15 protein-coding genes are annotated in these 14,291 nt (G+C 73.4%); 10 read left to right on the forward strand and 5 right to left on the reverse strand.

Annotated features, from left to right (window positions below; translation table 11 throughout):
• Positions 1 to 71: 71 nt before the first annotated feature.
• Both ACQPZK_RS22915 and ACQPZK_RS22920 read right to left on the reverse strand, forming a co-directional pair.
• Complete coding sequence (locus ACQPZK_RS22915; protein ID WP_433534956.1) at positions 72 to 764, reverse strand: hypothetical protein; 693 nt, start codon at positions 762 to 764, stop codon at positions 72 to 74.
• A gap of 28 nt (positions 765 to 792) precedes the next feature.
• Positions 793 to 1,248 carry an SRPBCC family protein gene (locus ACQPZK_RS22920; protein WP_433534957.1) on the reverse strand — a complete coding sequence of 152 codons (456 nt, stop codon included), beginning with the start codon at positions 1,246 to 1,248 and terminating at the stop codon, positions 793 to 795.
• A 155-nt stretch (positions 1,249 to 1,403) separates the two neighbouring features.
• On the opposite strand from ACQPZK_RS22920, the gene ACQPZK_RS22925 reads away from it, so the two are divergent.
• From ACQPZK_RS22925 to ACQPZK_RS22955, 7 genes are all read left to right on the forward strand, one after another.
• Entirely contained in the window at positions 1,404 to 3,221 is a 1,818-nt protein-coding gene (locus ACQPZK_RS22925; protein WP_433534958.1) for an AMP-dependent synthetase/ligase, read from the forward strand.
• A gap of 14 nt (positions 3,222 to 3,235) precedes the next feature.
• Positions 3,236 to 4,927, forward strand: coding sequence for a sensor histidine kinase (locus ACQPZK_RS22930; protein ID WP_433534959.1), 1,692 nt, complete (start codon positions 3,236 to 3,238; stop codon positions 4,925 to 4,927).
• A 7-nt stretch (positions 4,928 to 4,934) separates the two neighbouring features.
• Positions 4,935 to 5,603 (forward strand): response regulator transcription factor, encoded by a 669-nt coding sequence (locus ACQPZK_RS22935; protein ID WP_007072219.1) that lies wholly within the window; start codon positions 4,935 to 4,937, stop codon positions 5,601 to 5,603.
• A gap of 189 nt (positions 5,604 to 5,792) precedes the next feature.
• Complete coding sequence (locus ACQPZK_RS22940; protein WP_433534960.1) at positions 5,793 to 6,602, forward strand: SAM-dependent methyltransferase; 810 nt, start codon at positions 5,793 to 5,795, stop codon at positions 6,600 to 6,602.
• Between the two features lie 79 nt (positions 6,603 to 6,681).
• A complete protein-coding gene (locus ACQPZK_RS22945; protein WP_433539286.1) occupies positions 6,682 to 8,340 on the forward strand; it encodes a putative bifunctional diguanylate cyclase/phosphodiesterase in 1,659 nt (552 codons plus the stop codon).
• A gap of 71 nt (positions 8,341 to 8,411) precedes the next feature.
• Complete coding sequence (locus ACQPZK_RS22950; RefSeq protein WP_433534961.1) at positions 8,412 to 8,996, forward strand: TetR/AcrR family transcriptional regulator; 585 nt, start codon at positions 8,412 to 8,414, stop codon at positions 8,994 to 8,996.
• Between the two features lie 12 nt (positions 8,997 to 9,008).
• Positions 9,009 to 9,671 (forward strand): lysophospholipid acyltransferase family protein, encoded by a 663-nt coding sequence (locus ACQPZK_RS22955; protein WP_433534962.1) that lies wholly within the window; start codon positions 9,009 to 9,011, stop codon positions 9,669 to 9,671.
• Here ACQPZK_RS22955 and ACQPZK_RS22960 read toward each other — a convergent pair.
• From ACQPZK_RS22960 to ACQPZK_RS22970, 3 genes are all read right to left on the reverse strand, one after another.
• The gene (locus ACQPZK_RS22960) at positions 9,668 to 10,792 is read right to left on the reverse strand and encodes a glycosyltransferase family 4 protein (RefSeq protein WP_433534963.1); all 1,125 of its coding nucleotides are present in this window, start codon (positions 10,790 to 10,792) and stop codon (positions 9,668 to 9,670) included. The genes ACQPZK_RS22955 and ACQPZK_RS22960 overlap by 4 nt on opposite strands.
• On the reverse strand, positions 10,789 to 12,048 hold the full coding sequence (locus tag ACQPZK_RS22965) for a M48 family metallopeptidase (protein WP_433534964.1): 1,260 nt from the start codon (positions 12,046 to 12,048) through the stop codon (positions 10,789 to 10,791). Before ACQPZK_RS22965 ends, ACQPZK_RS22960 begins: the two co-directional genes overlap by 4 nt.
• 337 nt (positions 12,049 to 12,385) lie before the next feature.
• On the reverse strand, positions 12,386 to 12,655 hold the full coding sequence (locus tag ACQPZK_RS22970; protein WP_433534965.1) for a hypothetical protein: 270 nt from the start codon (positions 12,653 to 12,655) through the stop codon (positions 12,386 to 12,388).
• A gap of 363 nt (positions 12,656 to 13,018) precedes the next feature.
• On the opposite strand from ACQPZK_RS22970, the gene ACQPZK_RS22975 reads away from it, so the two are divergent.
• The 3 genes from ACQPZK_RS22975 to ACQPZK_RS22985 all read left to right on the forward strand — a co-directional run bounded on the left by ACQPZK_RS22975 (position 13,019) and on the right by ACQPZK_RS22985 (position 14,288).
• A complete protein-coding gene (locus ACQPZK_RS22975; protein WP_433534966.1) occupies positions 13,019 to 13,411 on the forward strand; it encodes a hypothetical protein in 393 nt (130 codons plus the stop codon).
• An 18-nt stretch (positions 13,412 to 13,429) separates the two neighbouring features.
• Positions 13,430 to 13,762, forward strand: a complete 333-nt coding sequence (locus ACQPZK_RS22980) for a hypothetical protein (protein WP_433534967.1) — start codon at positions 13,430 to 13,432, stop codon at positions 13,760 to 13,762.
• A 301-nt stretch (positions 13,763 to 14,063) separates the two neighbouring features.
• Positions 14,064 to 14,288, forward strand: a complete 225-nt coding sequence (locus ACQPZK_RS22985) for a hypothetical protein (RefSeq protein WP_433534968.1) — start codon at positions 14,064 to 14,066, stop codon at positions 14,286 to 14,288.
• The last annotated feature ends 3 nt before the right edge of the window (positions 14,289 to 14,291 follow it).

A 14,291-nucleotide genomic window follows, 5' to 3' on the forward strand; every position in this document is an offset into this window, starting at 1 on the left:
CTCCCCTCTGCTGTGCTGTCCGGCCCGCGCGCGCCACGAGGCACGCCGGTCCGGATCGCGATGTCCCGCGCTCAGGCGCCGCCGCCCGGCGCGTCCGCGCCGGTGTCGTCGGACGCCCGCGAAGCGGGCACCACGGGTCGGCTGGCCGGCACCGGCGCGGCCACCGCCCCGGCGTCGTCGACGGGTGCCGCGGTGGCCGGGGCGGGTGTGTCCGCCGACCGGGTGGCGACCGACCAGACATCCCGCTCCGGCGCCGGTTGGGAATCATGCCCGGTGCGGGTGGCATCGCGCCACACGTGCTCGTCGACGGCCTCGGCCGACCGGGCGTTCGGGGTCGGCCGCACCGGCTCGCCGTCGCCGCCCGCGCCCGCTGCGGCCTGCGACGACGCGGACCGGTCCGGCGCGGTCGTCGGGGACGGCTCCGGCGGCGCGAACGCGCGGAGCAGGCTGGCCACGCCCGCGGCGAGGTCGCCCGCGCCGGTGGCGAGGCGTTCGGCGAACTCCGGACTCGGATCGCGCAACGCGGCGATGCCGCGACAGACCGGGCAGACGCAGCATTCGGCCGAACCGGTGGCGAAACCACCACGCGCGCGATCACCGCCGCCCGGAGCGGCACTGTGACCGAGGACACCGGCCACCATCCCGCCCAACGGGCCGAACGCGCCGCCCGCCGACCCGCTGGACGCCAGACGCGCCCCCGCGAGCAGGGCCGCCACGAGTCGCTCCGCCTCTTCCCGGGCCGAACCCGGGTCCGTTCCGCCCACCCTCGGCTCCTCTACGCCGCCGGACGCGTCACTGCGCCGCACCGGGTGTTTCTACCCGGCGCTTGAGCTGCTTCAACGCCGTATCCATGATCATTTTCTCGGCCTTGCGCCGGAACATCCCCAGCATCCCCACGGACAGCTCGACCTCCAGCGTGTACGTCACCGTGGTGGTCCCGTCCGGGTTCGCCACCAGGTCGTACGAGCCACGCTGGCTCTTCTGCATCTTCGAGGGGGCGACCAGCTGCCACTCGACGCGGGACAGGTCCTCGGCGTACTCGTAGGCGAGCACGTACTCGTCGGCCATCACGCCGGCGTCGATGGTGAAACGCACCTGGCTGGCGTAGCCGTCCTCGTACTCCTCGATCACCTCGGCACGGCGGACCGCCTCGGTCCACTCCGGGTAACTCGGGAAGTCGCAGATGACCGCCGCCACCCGGTCGGGTGACGCGCCGATGGTGATCGACTGGGTGGAGGAGTCCGCCATGGGGGGAGGCTACCCGGCGGACACCGTCCACACCCCGCGCCGCCCCCGCCGCGCCCTGCCTACCTCACCCGAACCCCCCGCCGGGTAGGTTTCGACAGAGTCGATGCCCTCGGGCAGCGACCGGCCCAGGCCAGTGCGAGCACGAAGGAGTGCAGGTGCGCGAGTTCTCCGTTCCGCCGATCGTCACCGTTGGCGAGGCGGCCAACCTCACCGATCCGGTCTGGGACAACGCCGAGATCGCGCCGGACACGGTCCAGTTCGCCCGCGCCACCGGCTCCGCCGACGGTGGCGGCGCCACCACCTGGACCGAGGTGACCTGTCTGGCGTTCCGCGACGAGGTGGCGGCCGTGGCCCGGGGCCTGATCGCCGTCGGCGTCCAGCCCGGTGACCGGGTCGCCCTGATGAGCCGCACGCGCTACGAGTGGACGCTGCTCGACTACGCCATCTGGGCAACCGGCGGGGTCACCGTACCGATCTACGAGACCTCCAGCGCCGAGCAGGCCGCCTGGATCATCGCCGACTCCGGCGCGGTCGCCGCGCTCGTCGAAACCGGCGCCCATGCCGACCTGATCGCCGGTGTCCGCGACCGCCTGCCCGAGCTGAACAACGTCTGGCAGATCGACCGGGGCGCGGTCGACGAGCTGGTCGCCGCCGGCGCGACGGTCGAGCTGGCCGAGGTGGAGCAGCGCCGCAAGGCCGTCCGCGCCGACGACCTGGCCACCATCATCTACACCAGCGGCACCACCGGCCGCCCCAAGGGCTGCGTGCTGACCCACCGCAACATGTACGCCGACGTCGCCAACGCGGTACCGGTGCTGCCGAACCTGTTCAACGCCGGTGCGAGCACCCTGCTCTTCCTGCCGCTGGCGCACGCGTTCGCCCGGCTCATCCAGATCGGGGTGGTGCAGGCGCGGGCCACCCTCGCGCACTGCGCCGACACCAAGAACCTGGTCGGCGAACTACAGGAGTTCCGCCCGACCTTCGTGCTGTCCGTACCCCGGGTGTTCGAGAAGGTCTACAACGCGGCCAAGCAGAAGGCCGAGGCCGACGGCAAGGGCGGCGTCTTCGCCCGCGCCGAGCAGGTCGCCATCTCGTACAGCGAGGCTCTGGAGACCCCGCGCGGCCCGAGCCTGGCGCTGCGCGCGCAGCACGCGGTCTTCGACCGGCTCGTCTACCGCAAGCTGCGCGCCGCGCTCGGCGGGCGGTGCCGCGACGCCATCTCCGGCGGCGCGCCCCTGGGCGCGCGGCTCGGTCACTTCTTCCGGGGCGTCGGCGTGACGGTCCTGGAGGGGTACGGGTTGACCGAGACGTCGCCCGCCGCCGCCGCGAACCTGCCCACCGGCACCCGGATCGGGACCGTCGGCCGGCCGCTGCCCGGCGTGACCGTCCGGATCGAGGACGACGGCGAGATCCTGATCTCCGGTGAGCTGGTCTTCCAGGGGTACTGGCACAACGAGGAAGCGACCGCCGAAGCGCTCAGCGCCGACGGCTGGTTCCGCACCGGTGACCTGGGCCAGCTCGACGCCGACGGCTACCTGAGCATCACCGGCCGCAAGAAGGAGCTGATCGTGACCGCCGGCGGCAAGAACGTCGCCCCGGCGGTGCTGGAGGACCAGGTCCGGGCGCACCCGTTGATCAGTCAGTGCGTGGTCGTCGGAGACGCGAAGCCGTTCATCGCGGCGCTGGTCACCATCGACGAGGAGGCGCTGCCGACCTTCCTGGCGAACGCCGGAATGCCCCCGGAGACGTCGGTCGAGGCGCTGCGCGAGCACGAGGGCCTGCGCGCCGAGGTGCAGTCCGCGATCGACACCGCGAACCAGGCGGTGTCGAAGGCCGAGGCGATCAAGGTCTTCCGGATCCTGCCCCGTGACTTCACCGAGGCCACCGGCGAGCTGACTCCGTCGCTCAAGGTCAAACGGCAGGTCGTCCACAAGACGTACGCGGCGGAGATCGCCGACATCTACCGCGGCTGACTACGATCCGTCACGTGCCCGCATCCACAACCGCCGCCCCACACCCGCATCCTCTCGCCGCGGCCGCCCGCCTGGTGATGCTGGCGCTGGTCGCGATCCTGACCCTGTTCGCCACCCGCGACGTCACCCAGCTGTGGTGGATCGCGCTGTTGGCGGTCGCCGGGCTGCCCTCCCTGCTCGCTCCGCAGCACCGGCTGGTCGGGCCGCTCAGCCGGGTGGCCGAGGTGGTGGTGCTGGGGCTGGCCGCGAGTCAGGTCGCCGCGGTCGCGTCGATCGGCGGCACGGTCGACGGGCTCGGCGCCTCCGCCGTGCTGCCGTACCTGGCGGTGCCGGTGACCGTCACCGCGCTGCGCCGCCGCTTCCGCGAGGGCGCGGCACTGCTCGCGGTGACCGCCGGCACGCTGCTGGTCAGCGGGTCGCTGACCGAGGTCGACGGGGGGCGTCAGCTCGGCCAGGTGGGCTACCTCGCGGTCTGCGCGCAGTGGCTGATCCTGGCCGCGCTCGGGCTCTACGCCGCCGGCACCCTGCACCGGGTGATGGCCGTACGCGCCGACGGCAAGCCCCAGCCGTACGCCGAGGCCACCCGCCTGTTGACCCAGCTGCGGACGGTGGCCCGGCAACTGCCCGGGGCGACCCTGGACCCGGGGGGCATCTCCGAGCACCTGATCGAGGAGCTGCGCACGGTGGCCCGGGCGGACCGGGGCGCGGTGCTGTCCGCCAGCGGCGGCGGCCGGCTCGTGGTCCTCGCCCAGGCCGGGGCGGACCGGGTGGACTGGGAGACGACGCTGGACGCGGACTCGGCGATCGCCGACGCCTGGGCCAGCCAGCAGGCCACCACCGCCGCCCGCTCGCAGTCCCGCTCCCACCGGGGCGGGGACGTGTCCGCGCTGATCGTCCCGCTCGTCGCGGGCGTACGCACGGTGGGGCTGGTGGTGCTGGAGGCCGATGTCGCGCAGGCGTACCCGCCGCCGGTCGTGGCCCGGGTGACCGGGCTGACCCGCCCGGCCGCCCTGCGGCTGGAGGCGGCGCTGCTGTTCGACGAGGTCCGCTCGCTGGCCACCAACGAGGAGCGGCAGCGGCTGGCCCGGGAGATCCACGACGGGGTGGCGCAGGAACTGGTGATGGTCGGCTACGGCATCGACAACGCCATGGCCACCGTCTTCGACGACGCGGACGAGACCGCCGAGGCGCTGCGGACGCTGCGCGCCGAGGTGACCCGGGTGATCCAGGAGCTGCGGCTGAGCCTCTTCGAGCTGCGCAGCGAGGTGGACCGCCAGGGCGGGCTGGCCGCGGCGATCGCCGAGTACGCCCGCACCGTCGGCGCCTCCGGCGGGTTGCGGGTGCACCTGTCGCTGGACGAGTCCACGGCCCGCCTGCCGGCCGCCACCGAGGCCGAGTTGCTGCGCATCGCCCAGGAGGCGGTGACCAACGCCCGCAAGCACGCCGGGGCGTCGAATTTGTGGGTCACGTGTGAGGTCGACCCCCCGTACGCGCAAATAGAAGTGTCGGATGACGGTCAGGGGATGGCTGACCAGCGCCCCGACGGGCGGTACGGTCTTGCGATCATGGCCGAGAGGGCGGAACGTATCCGGGGCCGGTTGGAGATCAGGCCGCGGCAACCCAGCGGCACGACCGTGGCGGTGGTTCTCGGCACCTCGTCCCGGCGCGATAACGTGCGTGACAGTGCAGCACCAGAAGGGGAGTAACCCGAGGATGACCACAAGCCCGACACCGGCCACCCGCACCAAGGTCCTCCTTGTCGACGATCATGACCTGATCCGTAAGGGCCTGCGGCACGCCTTCGAGCGCGACCGCCAGTTCGAGGTCGTCGGCGAGGCCGCGACCGCGGCAGAGGGGGTACGCCAGGCCGGCGCCCTCCAGCCGGACGTGGTGATCATGGATCTGCGGCTGCCCGACGGCAGCGGCCTGGAGGCCACCCGCGCGCTGCGCAAGTCCAGCGCGTCGATGGGCATCGTGGTGCTGACCATGTACGCCGGCGACGACCAGCTCTTCGGCGCCCTGGAGGCCGGGGCGAGCGCCTTCGTGCCCAAGACCGCCCCGGCCGACGAGGTCGTGGCCGCCGCGCGGCACGCCGCCTCGTCGCCCAGCGCGTTCACCGCCGCCGACCTGGCCGAGGCGATGAAGCGTCGGCTCGCTCCCTCCGGTCCGCAGCTCTCCCCCCGCGAGGGGCAGGTGCTGCGGCTGCTCGCCGACGGCATGAGCGTGGCGGGCATCGCCAAGCAGCTCTTCGTCAGCGAGTCCACGGCGAAGACGCACATCTCCAAGCTCTACGAGAAGCTCGGCGCCGCCAACCGGGCACAGGCCCTGATGACCGCGCTGCGACTCGGCCTGCTCGAAGCGCCGGACGCCCCGAAGTTCTGACCTGCGCCCGCTCGTCGAGCGGAATCCGTTGATCGAAGGTCCGCGCCGGCTCGCCGCCGGTGCGGACCTTCGCGTATCGACCGACGTCCGCGACGGTTGGACGGGCACGCTATGGTCTGGCGGGTACCGCGGGGGCAGAATACCCGCGCGGGCGAGTGCGCCCGCGTCGTGGACTCAAGGGGTGAGCGCATGCAGCGGCCGGACTGGGCGCCCGAGACCATCGACATCGAGCGCCCGAGCGTCGCCCGGATGTACGACTACTACCTCGGCGGATCGCACAACTTCGCCGCCGACCGGGCCGCCGCGCAGGCGATGGTGGCGGCCGTCCCGGAGGCGCCGCTGGCCGCGCAGGCCAACCGGGCGTTCCTGCGCCGGGCGGTCCACCACCTCGCCGAGGCCGGCGTCCGCCAGTTCCTGGACATCGGCTCGGGCATCCCCACGGTCGGCAACGTGCACGAGATCGCCCAGCGGATCGACCCGGCGTCGCGCGTGGTCTATGTGGACGTCGACCCGGTCGCGGTGGCGCACAGCCGGGAGATCCTGGCCGGCAACGACCGGGCGACCATCGTGCAGGAGGACCTGCGGCACCCGGACCGCATCCTGGCGCACCCCGACACGCGCAGGCTGCTCGACCTGGGTCAGCCGGTGGCCGTGATGATCGTGGCCGTCCTGCACTTCGTCCCCGACGACGACCGGCCGGCCGAGTTGCTGGCGACGCTTCGGGCCGCGTTGGCGCCCGGCAGCTACCTGGTGCTGTCGCAGGCCAGCGACGACGGCCGCGCCGAGGAGGAGCGCGCCGAGGCCGAACGCGTCTACCGGCGTACCGACAGCCCGCTCACGATCCGCAGCCGGGCCGAGCTGACCGCCCTCTTCGACGGGTTCGAGCTTGTCGACCCGGGCGTCGTCTGGGTGCCGCAGTGGCGACCGGACACCCCCGAGAGCGCCGAGGACGCCGAGCGGGCGGTCTTCATGGGCGGCGTCGGGCGACTCGGTGACTGAGCCGCCCTCGGCGGTCACCCGCCCCGGCACCTTCGCCCGCGCCTGGGCCAAGGCGGTCTCCGGTACGAGCTACCTGCCGATGACACAGGCTCAGCTCGAGGCCCTGTTGCAGAGGCTCACCGGTCAGTTGGCGCAGGCGCTGCTCGCCGAGCCGTTCGACCTGCGGGCCGGGCACCGGGTCGGCGCGGAGTTGGTCGCCGCGTACATCGCGTCCGCCGAAGGACTGGGCCGTACCGTCGAGGTGATCCAGCTCCGTCTCGTGCGAGACCTGGGGCTGGTGGCCGAGGACGTCGAGGACCGGATGGCCCGACTCCTGGCCGCCGTGGCGACTGGTTACGCCCGCGCGCTGCGGGACCGCACGCTCGACGAGCAGGAGTCCATCCGCCGGGCCGCCATGATGGCCCGCACGCAGGCCGAACGAGCACTGCGGGCCAGCGAGGCGCGGTTCCGCCACCAGGCCACCCACGACCCGCTCACCGGTCTGCCCAACCGGACGCTGTTCACCGAGCGGCTCACCGCCGCGCTCAACGAACCGGGTCGGGGCGCCCAGCGCGTCGGGGTGTGCTTCCTGGACCTGGACCGCTTCAAGGTGGTCAACGACAGTCTGGGCCACCAGGTCGGCGACCGGTTGCTGACCACGGTGGCCGACCGGCTGCGCCAGGCCCTCGGTGAGCATCTGGTGGCCCGCCTCGGCGGGGACGAGTTCGTCATCCTGGTGGAGGGCGCGGGCGGCACCGACGCGGTCGTGGAGGTCGCCGAGAGCGCACTGGCGGCGGTCCGGACACCGGCGGTGGTCGACGGGCACGAGCTCCAGGTCACGGCGAGCCTCGGCATCGTCGAGCGGCAGGTGGCCGGTTCCAGCCCGACCGACCTGATGCGGGCCGCCGACAGCACCCTGCACTGGGCGAAGTCGGCCGGAGGGGCGCGCTGGGCGCTCTACGACGCCGAGCGCAACCGCCGCGAGCTGGCCCGGTACGCCCTCTCGGCGGCCATCCCGGCCGCGCTGGAGCGGGGCGAGTTCTATCTCGACTACCAGCCCCTGACCTCGCTGCGCGACGGCCGGCTGCTCGGCGTGGAGGCGCTGGTCCGCTGGCGGCACCCGGAGCTGGGCGTCCTACGGCCGGACAGCTTCATCGCGCTGGCCGAGGAGACCGGGCTGATCGTGCAACTGGGCGGGTGGGTGCTCGCCGAGGCGTGCCGGGAGGCGGAGGCGTGGTCGGCGGGTGGCGCGCAGGCGCCGTTCGTGAGCGTCAACCTGGCCGTCCGGCAGGTGCACCGGCCCGGCCTGGTGGCCGAGGTCCGTACGCTGCTGAGCCAGACCGGCCTGCCGCCCGAACGGCTCCAGTTGGAGATCACCGAGAGCACGATGATGAGCAGCGCCAAGGAGCCCGTCCGGGCGCTACGGGTGCTGGCCGATCTGGGCGTACGCATCGCCATCGACGACTTCGGCACCGGTTACAGCAACCTGGCGTACCTGCGGGATCTGCCCGTCACCGAGCTGAAGGTGGCCGGCGAGTTCGTGGCCGGGCTGCGGTCGCCGGCGGTGGGGCGTACCGACGAGCGGATCCTCGCCTCGCTGGTGTCGCTGGCGCACGCGCTCGACCTCACGGTGACCGCCGAGGGGGTGGAGACCGCCGGGCAGGCCGAGCGGCTGCGGGCGATCGGCTGCGACGCCGCCCAGGGCTGGCACTTCGGCCGTCCGGCGCCCGCCGACCGCATCCTGGCCCGCATCCGCTGAGCGCCCACGCGCGTCCGCCTCGGCGGCCACCACCGTAGACATTGTCTACGGAGACCTGGTAGACAGTGTCTATGAGTGTGGAGGAGGCCGGAGTTCGGGCCCGACTGGTGGCCGCCGGAGTCGACCTGGTGCTGCGCGAGGGCCAGTCCGCGGTGTCCCTGCGGGAGATCGCCCGGCGGGCGGGCCTGTCGCACGGCGCTCCGCGCCGCTACTTCCCCACCCACGTCGACCTGCTCTCCGCCATCGCCCGGGAGGGCTTCGCCGACCTCACCGCCCGGGTCGAGCGGACGATGCACACGGCCGGCGACGAGCCGCGTACGCAGCTGGTCGCGCTGGCCCGGACGTACCTGGACTTCGCCGCGGGGCACCGCGGCATGTTCGAGCTGATGTTCCGCCACGACCTGCTGGCCAGCGGTCGTCTGCGGCTGCGCGAGACCAGCCTGCCGCTGTTCACCCTCCTGACCGACCTGGTCGCCCGGACACGCCGGCCGACGGACGCGCCCGCGCCGGTGGTGGCCGGCGCGCTCTGGGCCAACCTGCACGGCATCGCCCAGCTCTGGGCCTGGGGCAGCCTGCCGCTGGCCACCGGCGACCGCGACGACGACACCCTGCTGCGAGCCGCGCTCGACGCGCACCTCGGCCCCGCGCGGAACTGAACGGGAGAAGACGTGCCCCTGCTGTACGACCTCAGTAAACTGACCGTCGGCTCAGCCCTGCGACTGGGCTGGCGACCCCGCGTCCAAGGGCTGGAGCACCTGCCCCGCCGAGGCGGGGCGATCCTCGCCAGCAACCACCTGTCCGTCGCCGACCAGGTGGTCCTCGGCTGCCTGACACCCCGACACGTGACGTTCTGGGCCAAGGCCGAGTACTTCACCGGCAGCTGGCTCAGCCGGTACGTCGTGGCCGGCATGGGCGCCATCCGCGTCGAGCGCGCCGGCGGCCGGGCCGCCCTCACGGCCTTCGACGCGGCCGTGCCGGTGTTGCGCGCCGGCGGTCTCGTCGCCATCTTCCCGGAGGGCACCCGGTCCCCCGACGGGCGGCTCTACCGCGGTCGCACCGGAATGACCCGGTTGGCCCGCGACGCCGAGGTGCCGATCATCCCGGTCGGCGTACTCGGCACCGCCGAGGTGTTGCCGGTCGACGCGCGAATCCCCCGCCGACACCCGGTCACCCTGCGCTTCGGCCCGGCGATCCCGGTCGCCGACCGCATCACCGGGCCGCGCGACATCCGGGCCGTCACCGACGAGGTGATGGCCGCGATCCAGGGGCTCACCAACCAGGAATACGTCCCCCGCTACGCCCCGCCCCGGCCGGCCCGCCCCGGACCCTAGCCGGCCAGCAGGGCCGCCATCCGCTGGGCCTGCGCCTCCCAGCGCCACTCCCGCTCCACCCAGGCCCGGCCGGCCGCGCCGAGCTGGCGGGCCAGGTCCCGATCGCCGAGCAGCCGGGCCACCCGGTCGGCGAGCTGCGCGACGTCCCGGCCACGGACCACGTACCCGGTCTCGCCCTCCCGGACCGCGTCCGGCGCGCCGCCGGAGTCGCCGGCCACCACCGGCAGGCCGGTCGCGGACGCCTCCAGGTAGACGATGCCCAGCCCCTCCACGTCCAGGCCCCGGTTGCGGGTACGGCAGGGCATCGCGTAGACATCGCCGGCCGCGTAGTGCGCGGGCAGGTCGGCCGCCGGCACCGAGCCGGTGAACACGACGTCCCGCTCGACGCCGATCTGGCGGGCCAGCTTCTCCAGGGTGGCCCGGTACGGACCGCCACCGACGATCAGCAGCACCGCGTCCGGCACCCGACGGCGGATCTCCGGCAGTGCCCGGATCAGCATGTCCTGGCCCTTGCGCGGCACGAGGCGGGACACGCAGACCACCACCGGCCGGTCGGTCAGCCCTAACCGGGCCCGGACCGGCTCGCCGTCCACCGATGGGTGATAGGTGTCCACGTCCACACCGGGCGCGAGCCGCCGCAGATCGGTCACCCCGGCCAGCACCCGGGCGAGCCGGGCCCGCGTGTACTCGCCGAGGTAGGTGGTCACGTCGACGCCACGCCCGATGCGCCGCAGCGCCGGCCGCGCGGCCGGCAGCGCCGCCCAGCCGACCTCGTGGCCGTGGGTCTGCGCCACCACCCGGCGTACGCCCGCACGCCGGCGCAGGCCGGCGGCGAGCAACCCCAGCGGGGCCGCCGCGCCGAACCACACCGTGTCGCAGTCGTACGCGCGGGCGAGTCGGGCCGCCCGCCGGGCGATCAGCGGGGTGGGCAACAGCACCCGGGTGCGTTCCCGGATCACCTCGAACGGCTGGTCGGCGTCGAACTTCTCCGCACCGCGCCAGCTCGACGCGTAGACGACCACCGACCCGGCGGGCTGACGCACCGCGAGGTTGTGCACGAAGGACTGGATGCCACCCGGGCGGGGCGGGAAGTCGTTCGTGATCAGCAACGTGCGGCTCATCGGCGTGCCTCCCGGGCATACGCGCGGGCGGCGGCCATCCGCTCCACGGTGGACGGATGCGAGGCCGAGTAGAGGTACTCCCACCGCGGCGGGTCGGGGTCGCCCAGGTTGACCGTGCCGAGACGGCGCTGCATCGACTCGAAGGCCACCGGGTCGCCGGTGAGCGCGAGCGCGTGCGCGTCGGCCCGCGCCTCCACCCGCCGCGACATCAGCGCCTGCACCGGCGCGGCGACCAGACCGGCCACCGTGACCAAGGCGATCACCAGTGGAAACGCGCGTGGATGGGCGATCGAGTCGACGCCGGCGAACCGCAGCAGCAGGCCCCACGAGCCGAGCAGGTAGAGGGCCACCACCGCCGCGGCGGCGCCCAGCGCCCCGGTCAAGGTGCCCACCGCCACGTCGGAGTCCTTCGCGTGACCCAGCTCGTGCGCCACCACGGCCGTCACCTCGGCGGGAGTGGCCTCGCGCAGTAGCGTGTCGTACACCACCACCCGGCGGGTCGGACCGAGACCGGAGACGTACGCGTTGACCGCCCGGGTTCGCCGCGAGGCGTCGGCGACGAGCACGTCGCGCACCGGAACCCCGTCCCGGGCGGCCATGCTCATCAGCTCGGTACGCAGCGGACCCTGCTCCATCGGAGTGAACTTGTTGAACACGGGTTCCACGAGCACCGGCAGCACGAACGACAGCAGCGCCACCAGCAGGGCCGCGCCCGCCGCGCCGAGGGCCCACCACCAGCGTGGCGCGAGCCGGATGACCAGGTAGAAGCCGAAGAGGGCCACCGCACCGATCACGGCGCTCACCGCGTACGACTTGAGCAGGTCGACCGCCCAGCCGCTCCAGGAGTTCGTGCTGAGCCCGTAGCGGGTCAGGATGGTCTGCCGCCAGGCGGAGAACGGAAGGGTGAGCAGGTCGGCGACGAGCACCACGGCGAGGCCGCCGAGCACCGCCTGGGCGATCCAGTGCCCACCGAACGGCCGGCCCACCAGCTCGACCAGGCGACTGCCCAGCGGGGTGAGCCCGAGCGCGACAGCGATCAGCAACCCCACGGCGAGCGCGGCGTAGCTGCCGGGGCGCAGCGCGGCGCGGAACTCACGCCCCCTGGCCACCTGGTCGGCCGGGAGATCCCGCAGGGCGGCGAGCTGGTCGGCACGGGGAGCTGGAGGCCGGTGCCAGGGGATGAACACCGCGGCGGTCACCACCAGGGCCACCGTCAACCCGGCCAACGTCAGCAACGCCCAGCTGCGCGGGCTCACCGGGACACTCCCGGCAACGTGGCACTGCGACCCGGACGAGCGGCACTGCGACCCGGACGAGCGGCACTGCGACCCGGACGAGCGGCACTGCGACCCGGACGAGCGGCACTGCGACCCAGCTGAGCGGCGCTGCGATCCGGACGAGCGGCGCTGCGGCACGCGGCGCGGCCCGGCCCGGCGCTGGGGCACGCGGCACCGACGGGCCTGCCCTGCTGGCGTCGTACCCCGTTCATCCCGCCGCTCCTCCCGCCGTGACCGCCCATCCTATGGCCCGCGAAAAGTCCGCTTCGGGCGCGGTGGCGCGCTGCACCGGCCCGGCGGACGGCCGGGCGAGAGGTCAGGCGACCCGGCGGGCGCGACGCCCGGCAGCGCCGGACCGGCCGGCGGCGTCGGGCCGTGGGATGGCGTCGGGCCGTGGGATGGCGTCGGGCCGCGCGGGCGCGGCCAGCACCTCGACGTCGAAGCCGGCCCGGGCGAGCACCTCGATCGCCTCGACCTCGGCGGCGACCAGCCCGGCCGCCGGGGACGTGTCGTCGAACAGGGCGGTCAGCGGGCAGCCGGAACAGCCGTCGGCCCGCCTCGCGCACCCGTCGCAGTCGATGAGCATCACGCCTCCTGATCGCTCGCGATGCGCGGTCGACACCCTGTCGTCGCCACCCGAGCACCGTCGGTCACATCGACGCTAACCACCGGGTACGACAGAACCGCCCGTTGAGGGCTAGATCGACTCCAGATCAGCGAAATCGGGGTATCCCGAACGCCCGGACACCCCCACTTCGCCGACCTCGCGCCCGCGGTCGCAAGCACCCGCCGAAGTCGCCGGTCAACTGCCGGTGAAGCGCCTGTTCCGTCGACAGTGGCCGCTGCGATCGTTGCGGTACGGCTGGTCCACCGCCCCACGAAGGTCCAACGACGCCCCTGCGGGGCCGAGTGGAGCCGGCCGTCCCACGTCGACCACGGAGGTTGTCGAATGCGCGGACCATCCTCGATCACACGCTCCCGGCTCTCGGCCGTCGCGCTCCTCGCGGGCGTCACGACGGCCGCGGGCGGGCTCGTCGCCACGCCGGCGCAGGCCGGCTCCGCCCTGGGCTGCAACTACCCCCGCGTCTGCTTCTGGGTGACCGGGAACCCGTACAACGGCAATCCGCCGACCGCGTCGTTCCAGGACACCTACTACCAGACCCTCGGGTCCCGCAGCAGGGGCGCGGACTGGGTCTACAACAGCCGCAACGACGACGGCGCGAAGATCATCTACTCCAACGGCGACTGGGTCTGCATCGCGCCGGACGAGCTGGCCTACCTCGAGCCGTACGGCTACGCGGTCGCCATCGACATCATGGACTCCCCGTACTGCTCCTACTGACCGCCGGAGGTCGACGACATGAATCCACGACGTCTCCTGGCCGCCTGCGCCGTCGCGGTGACCGCCGCGGTCGGCCTGGTCGCCACCCCGGCGTTCGCCGGTGGTTACTTCACCACGAAGACGGACCTGAACCTGCGCTACTGCCAGTGGCTGAACAACTCGCAGTGCTCGGTCATCCTGACGATCCCGAAGGGCCAGTCGGTCTACCTGAACTGCTGGGCGACCGGATCGTCGGTCAACGGCGACACCGTCTGGTACAACGCCTTCTACGGCAACGCGAGCGGCATGCTCGCCGGTGACTACATGTACACCGGCCACGACCCGAACCCGTCGGTCTCCCGCTGCGTCTGAGACGCGGTCCGGCCGCTGGTGCTGAACGCCCAGCGGCCGGATCCGGACGTCCGGGCCGCTCGTCCGGCGCCTGGCGCTGCCGCACGGAGGTAGACGCCGTCGCCGGCCGCGCCTTGCGAAGTCCTCCTACCGTGAGGTTGTGACCAGCAGGGGCGGGCAGGACGGCCGAGGGCTGTCAGGTGACTGACGAGGATGACCGTTCTCCGTCGGCGCATCGGCGTCGCCGAGCGACGCCGGGGCGGAGGACCAGATCGGCGACGCGCCGCGTCACGGTGGTGGCGGTGACGGCTGTGCCCTCGCCATGGCGATCGGGGTGGTCGCGACGTGGGCCCGCGGCGACACCGACGGAACCGTCTCCGGCAAGGACCTGGTCTCCACGACGGCCTGCAACCGCAAGGGCCAGATGTGCCGCCTGCGAACCTGCTACCGGATCACCTACGTGACCGACAGTGGCCGAAGCAGGAAGTCGTGCGGGCAGAAGTCCCGCTACGACCGCGTCCGCATCGGTGACCGCTTCTCCGGGTAGCGG

It is taken from the genome of Micromonospora sp. CA-249363 (assembly GCF_050950185.1).
In the GTDB taxonomy this organism is placed as follows: Bacteria; Actinomycetota; Actinomycetes; order Mycobacteriales; family Micromonosporaceae; genus Micromonospora.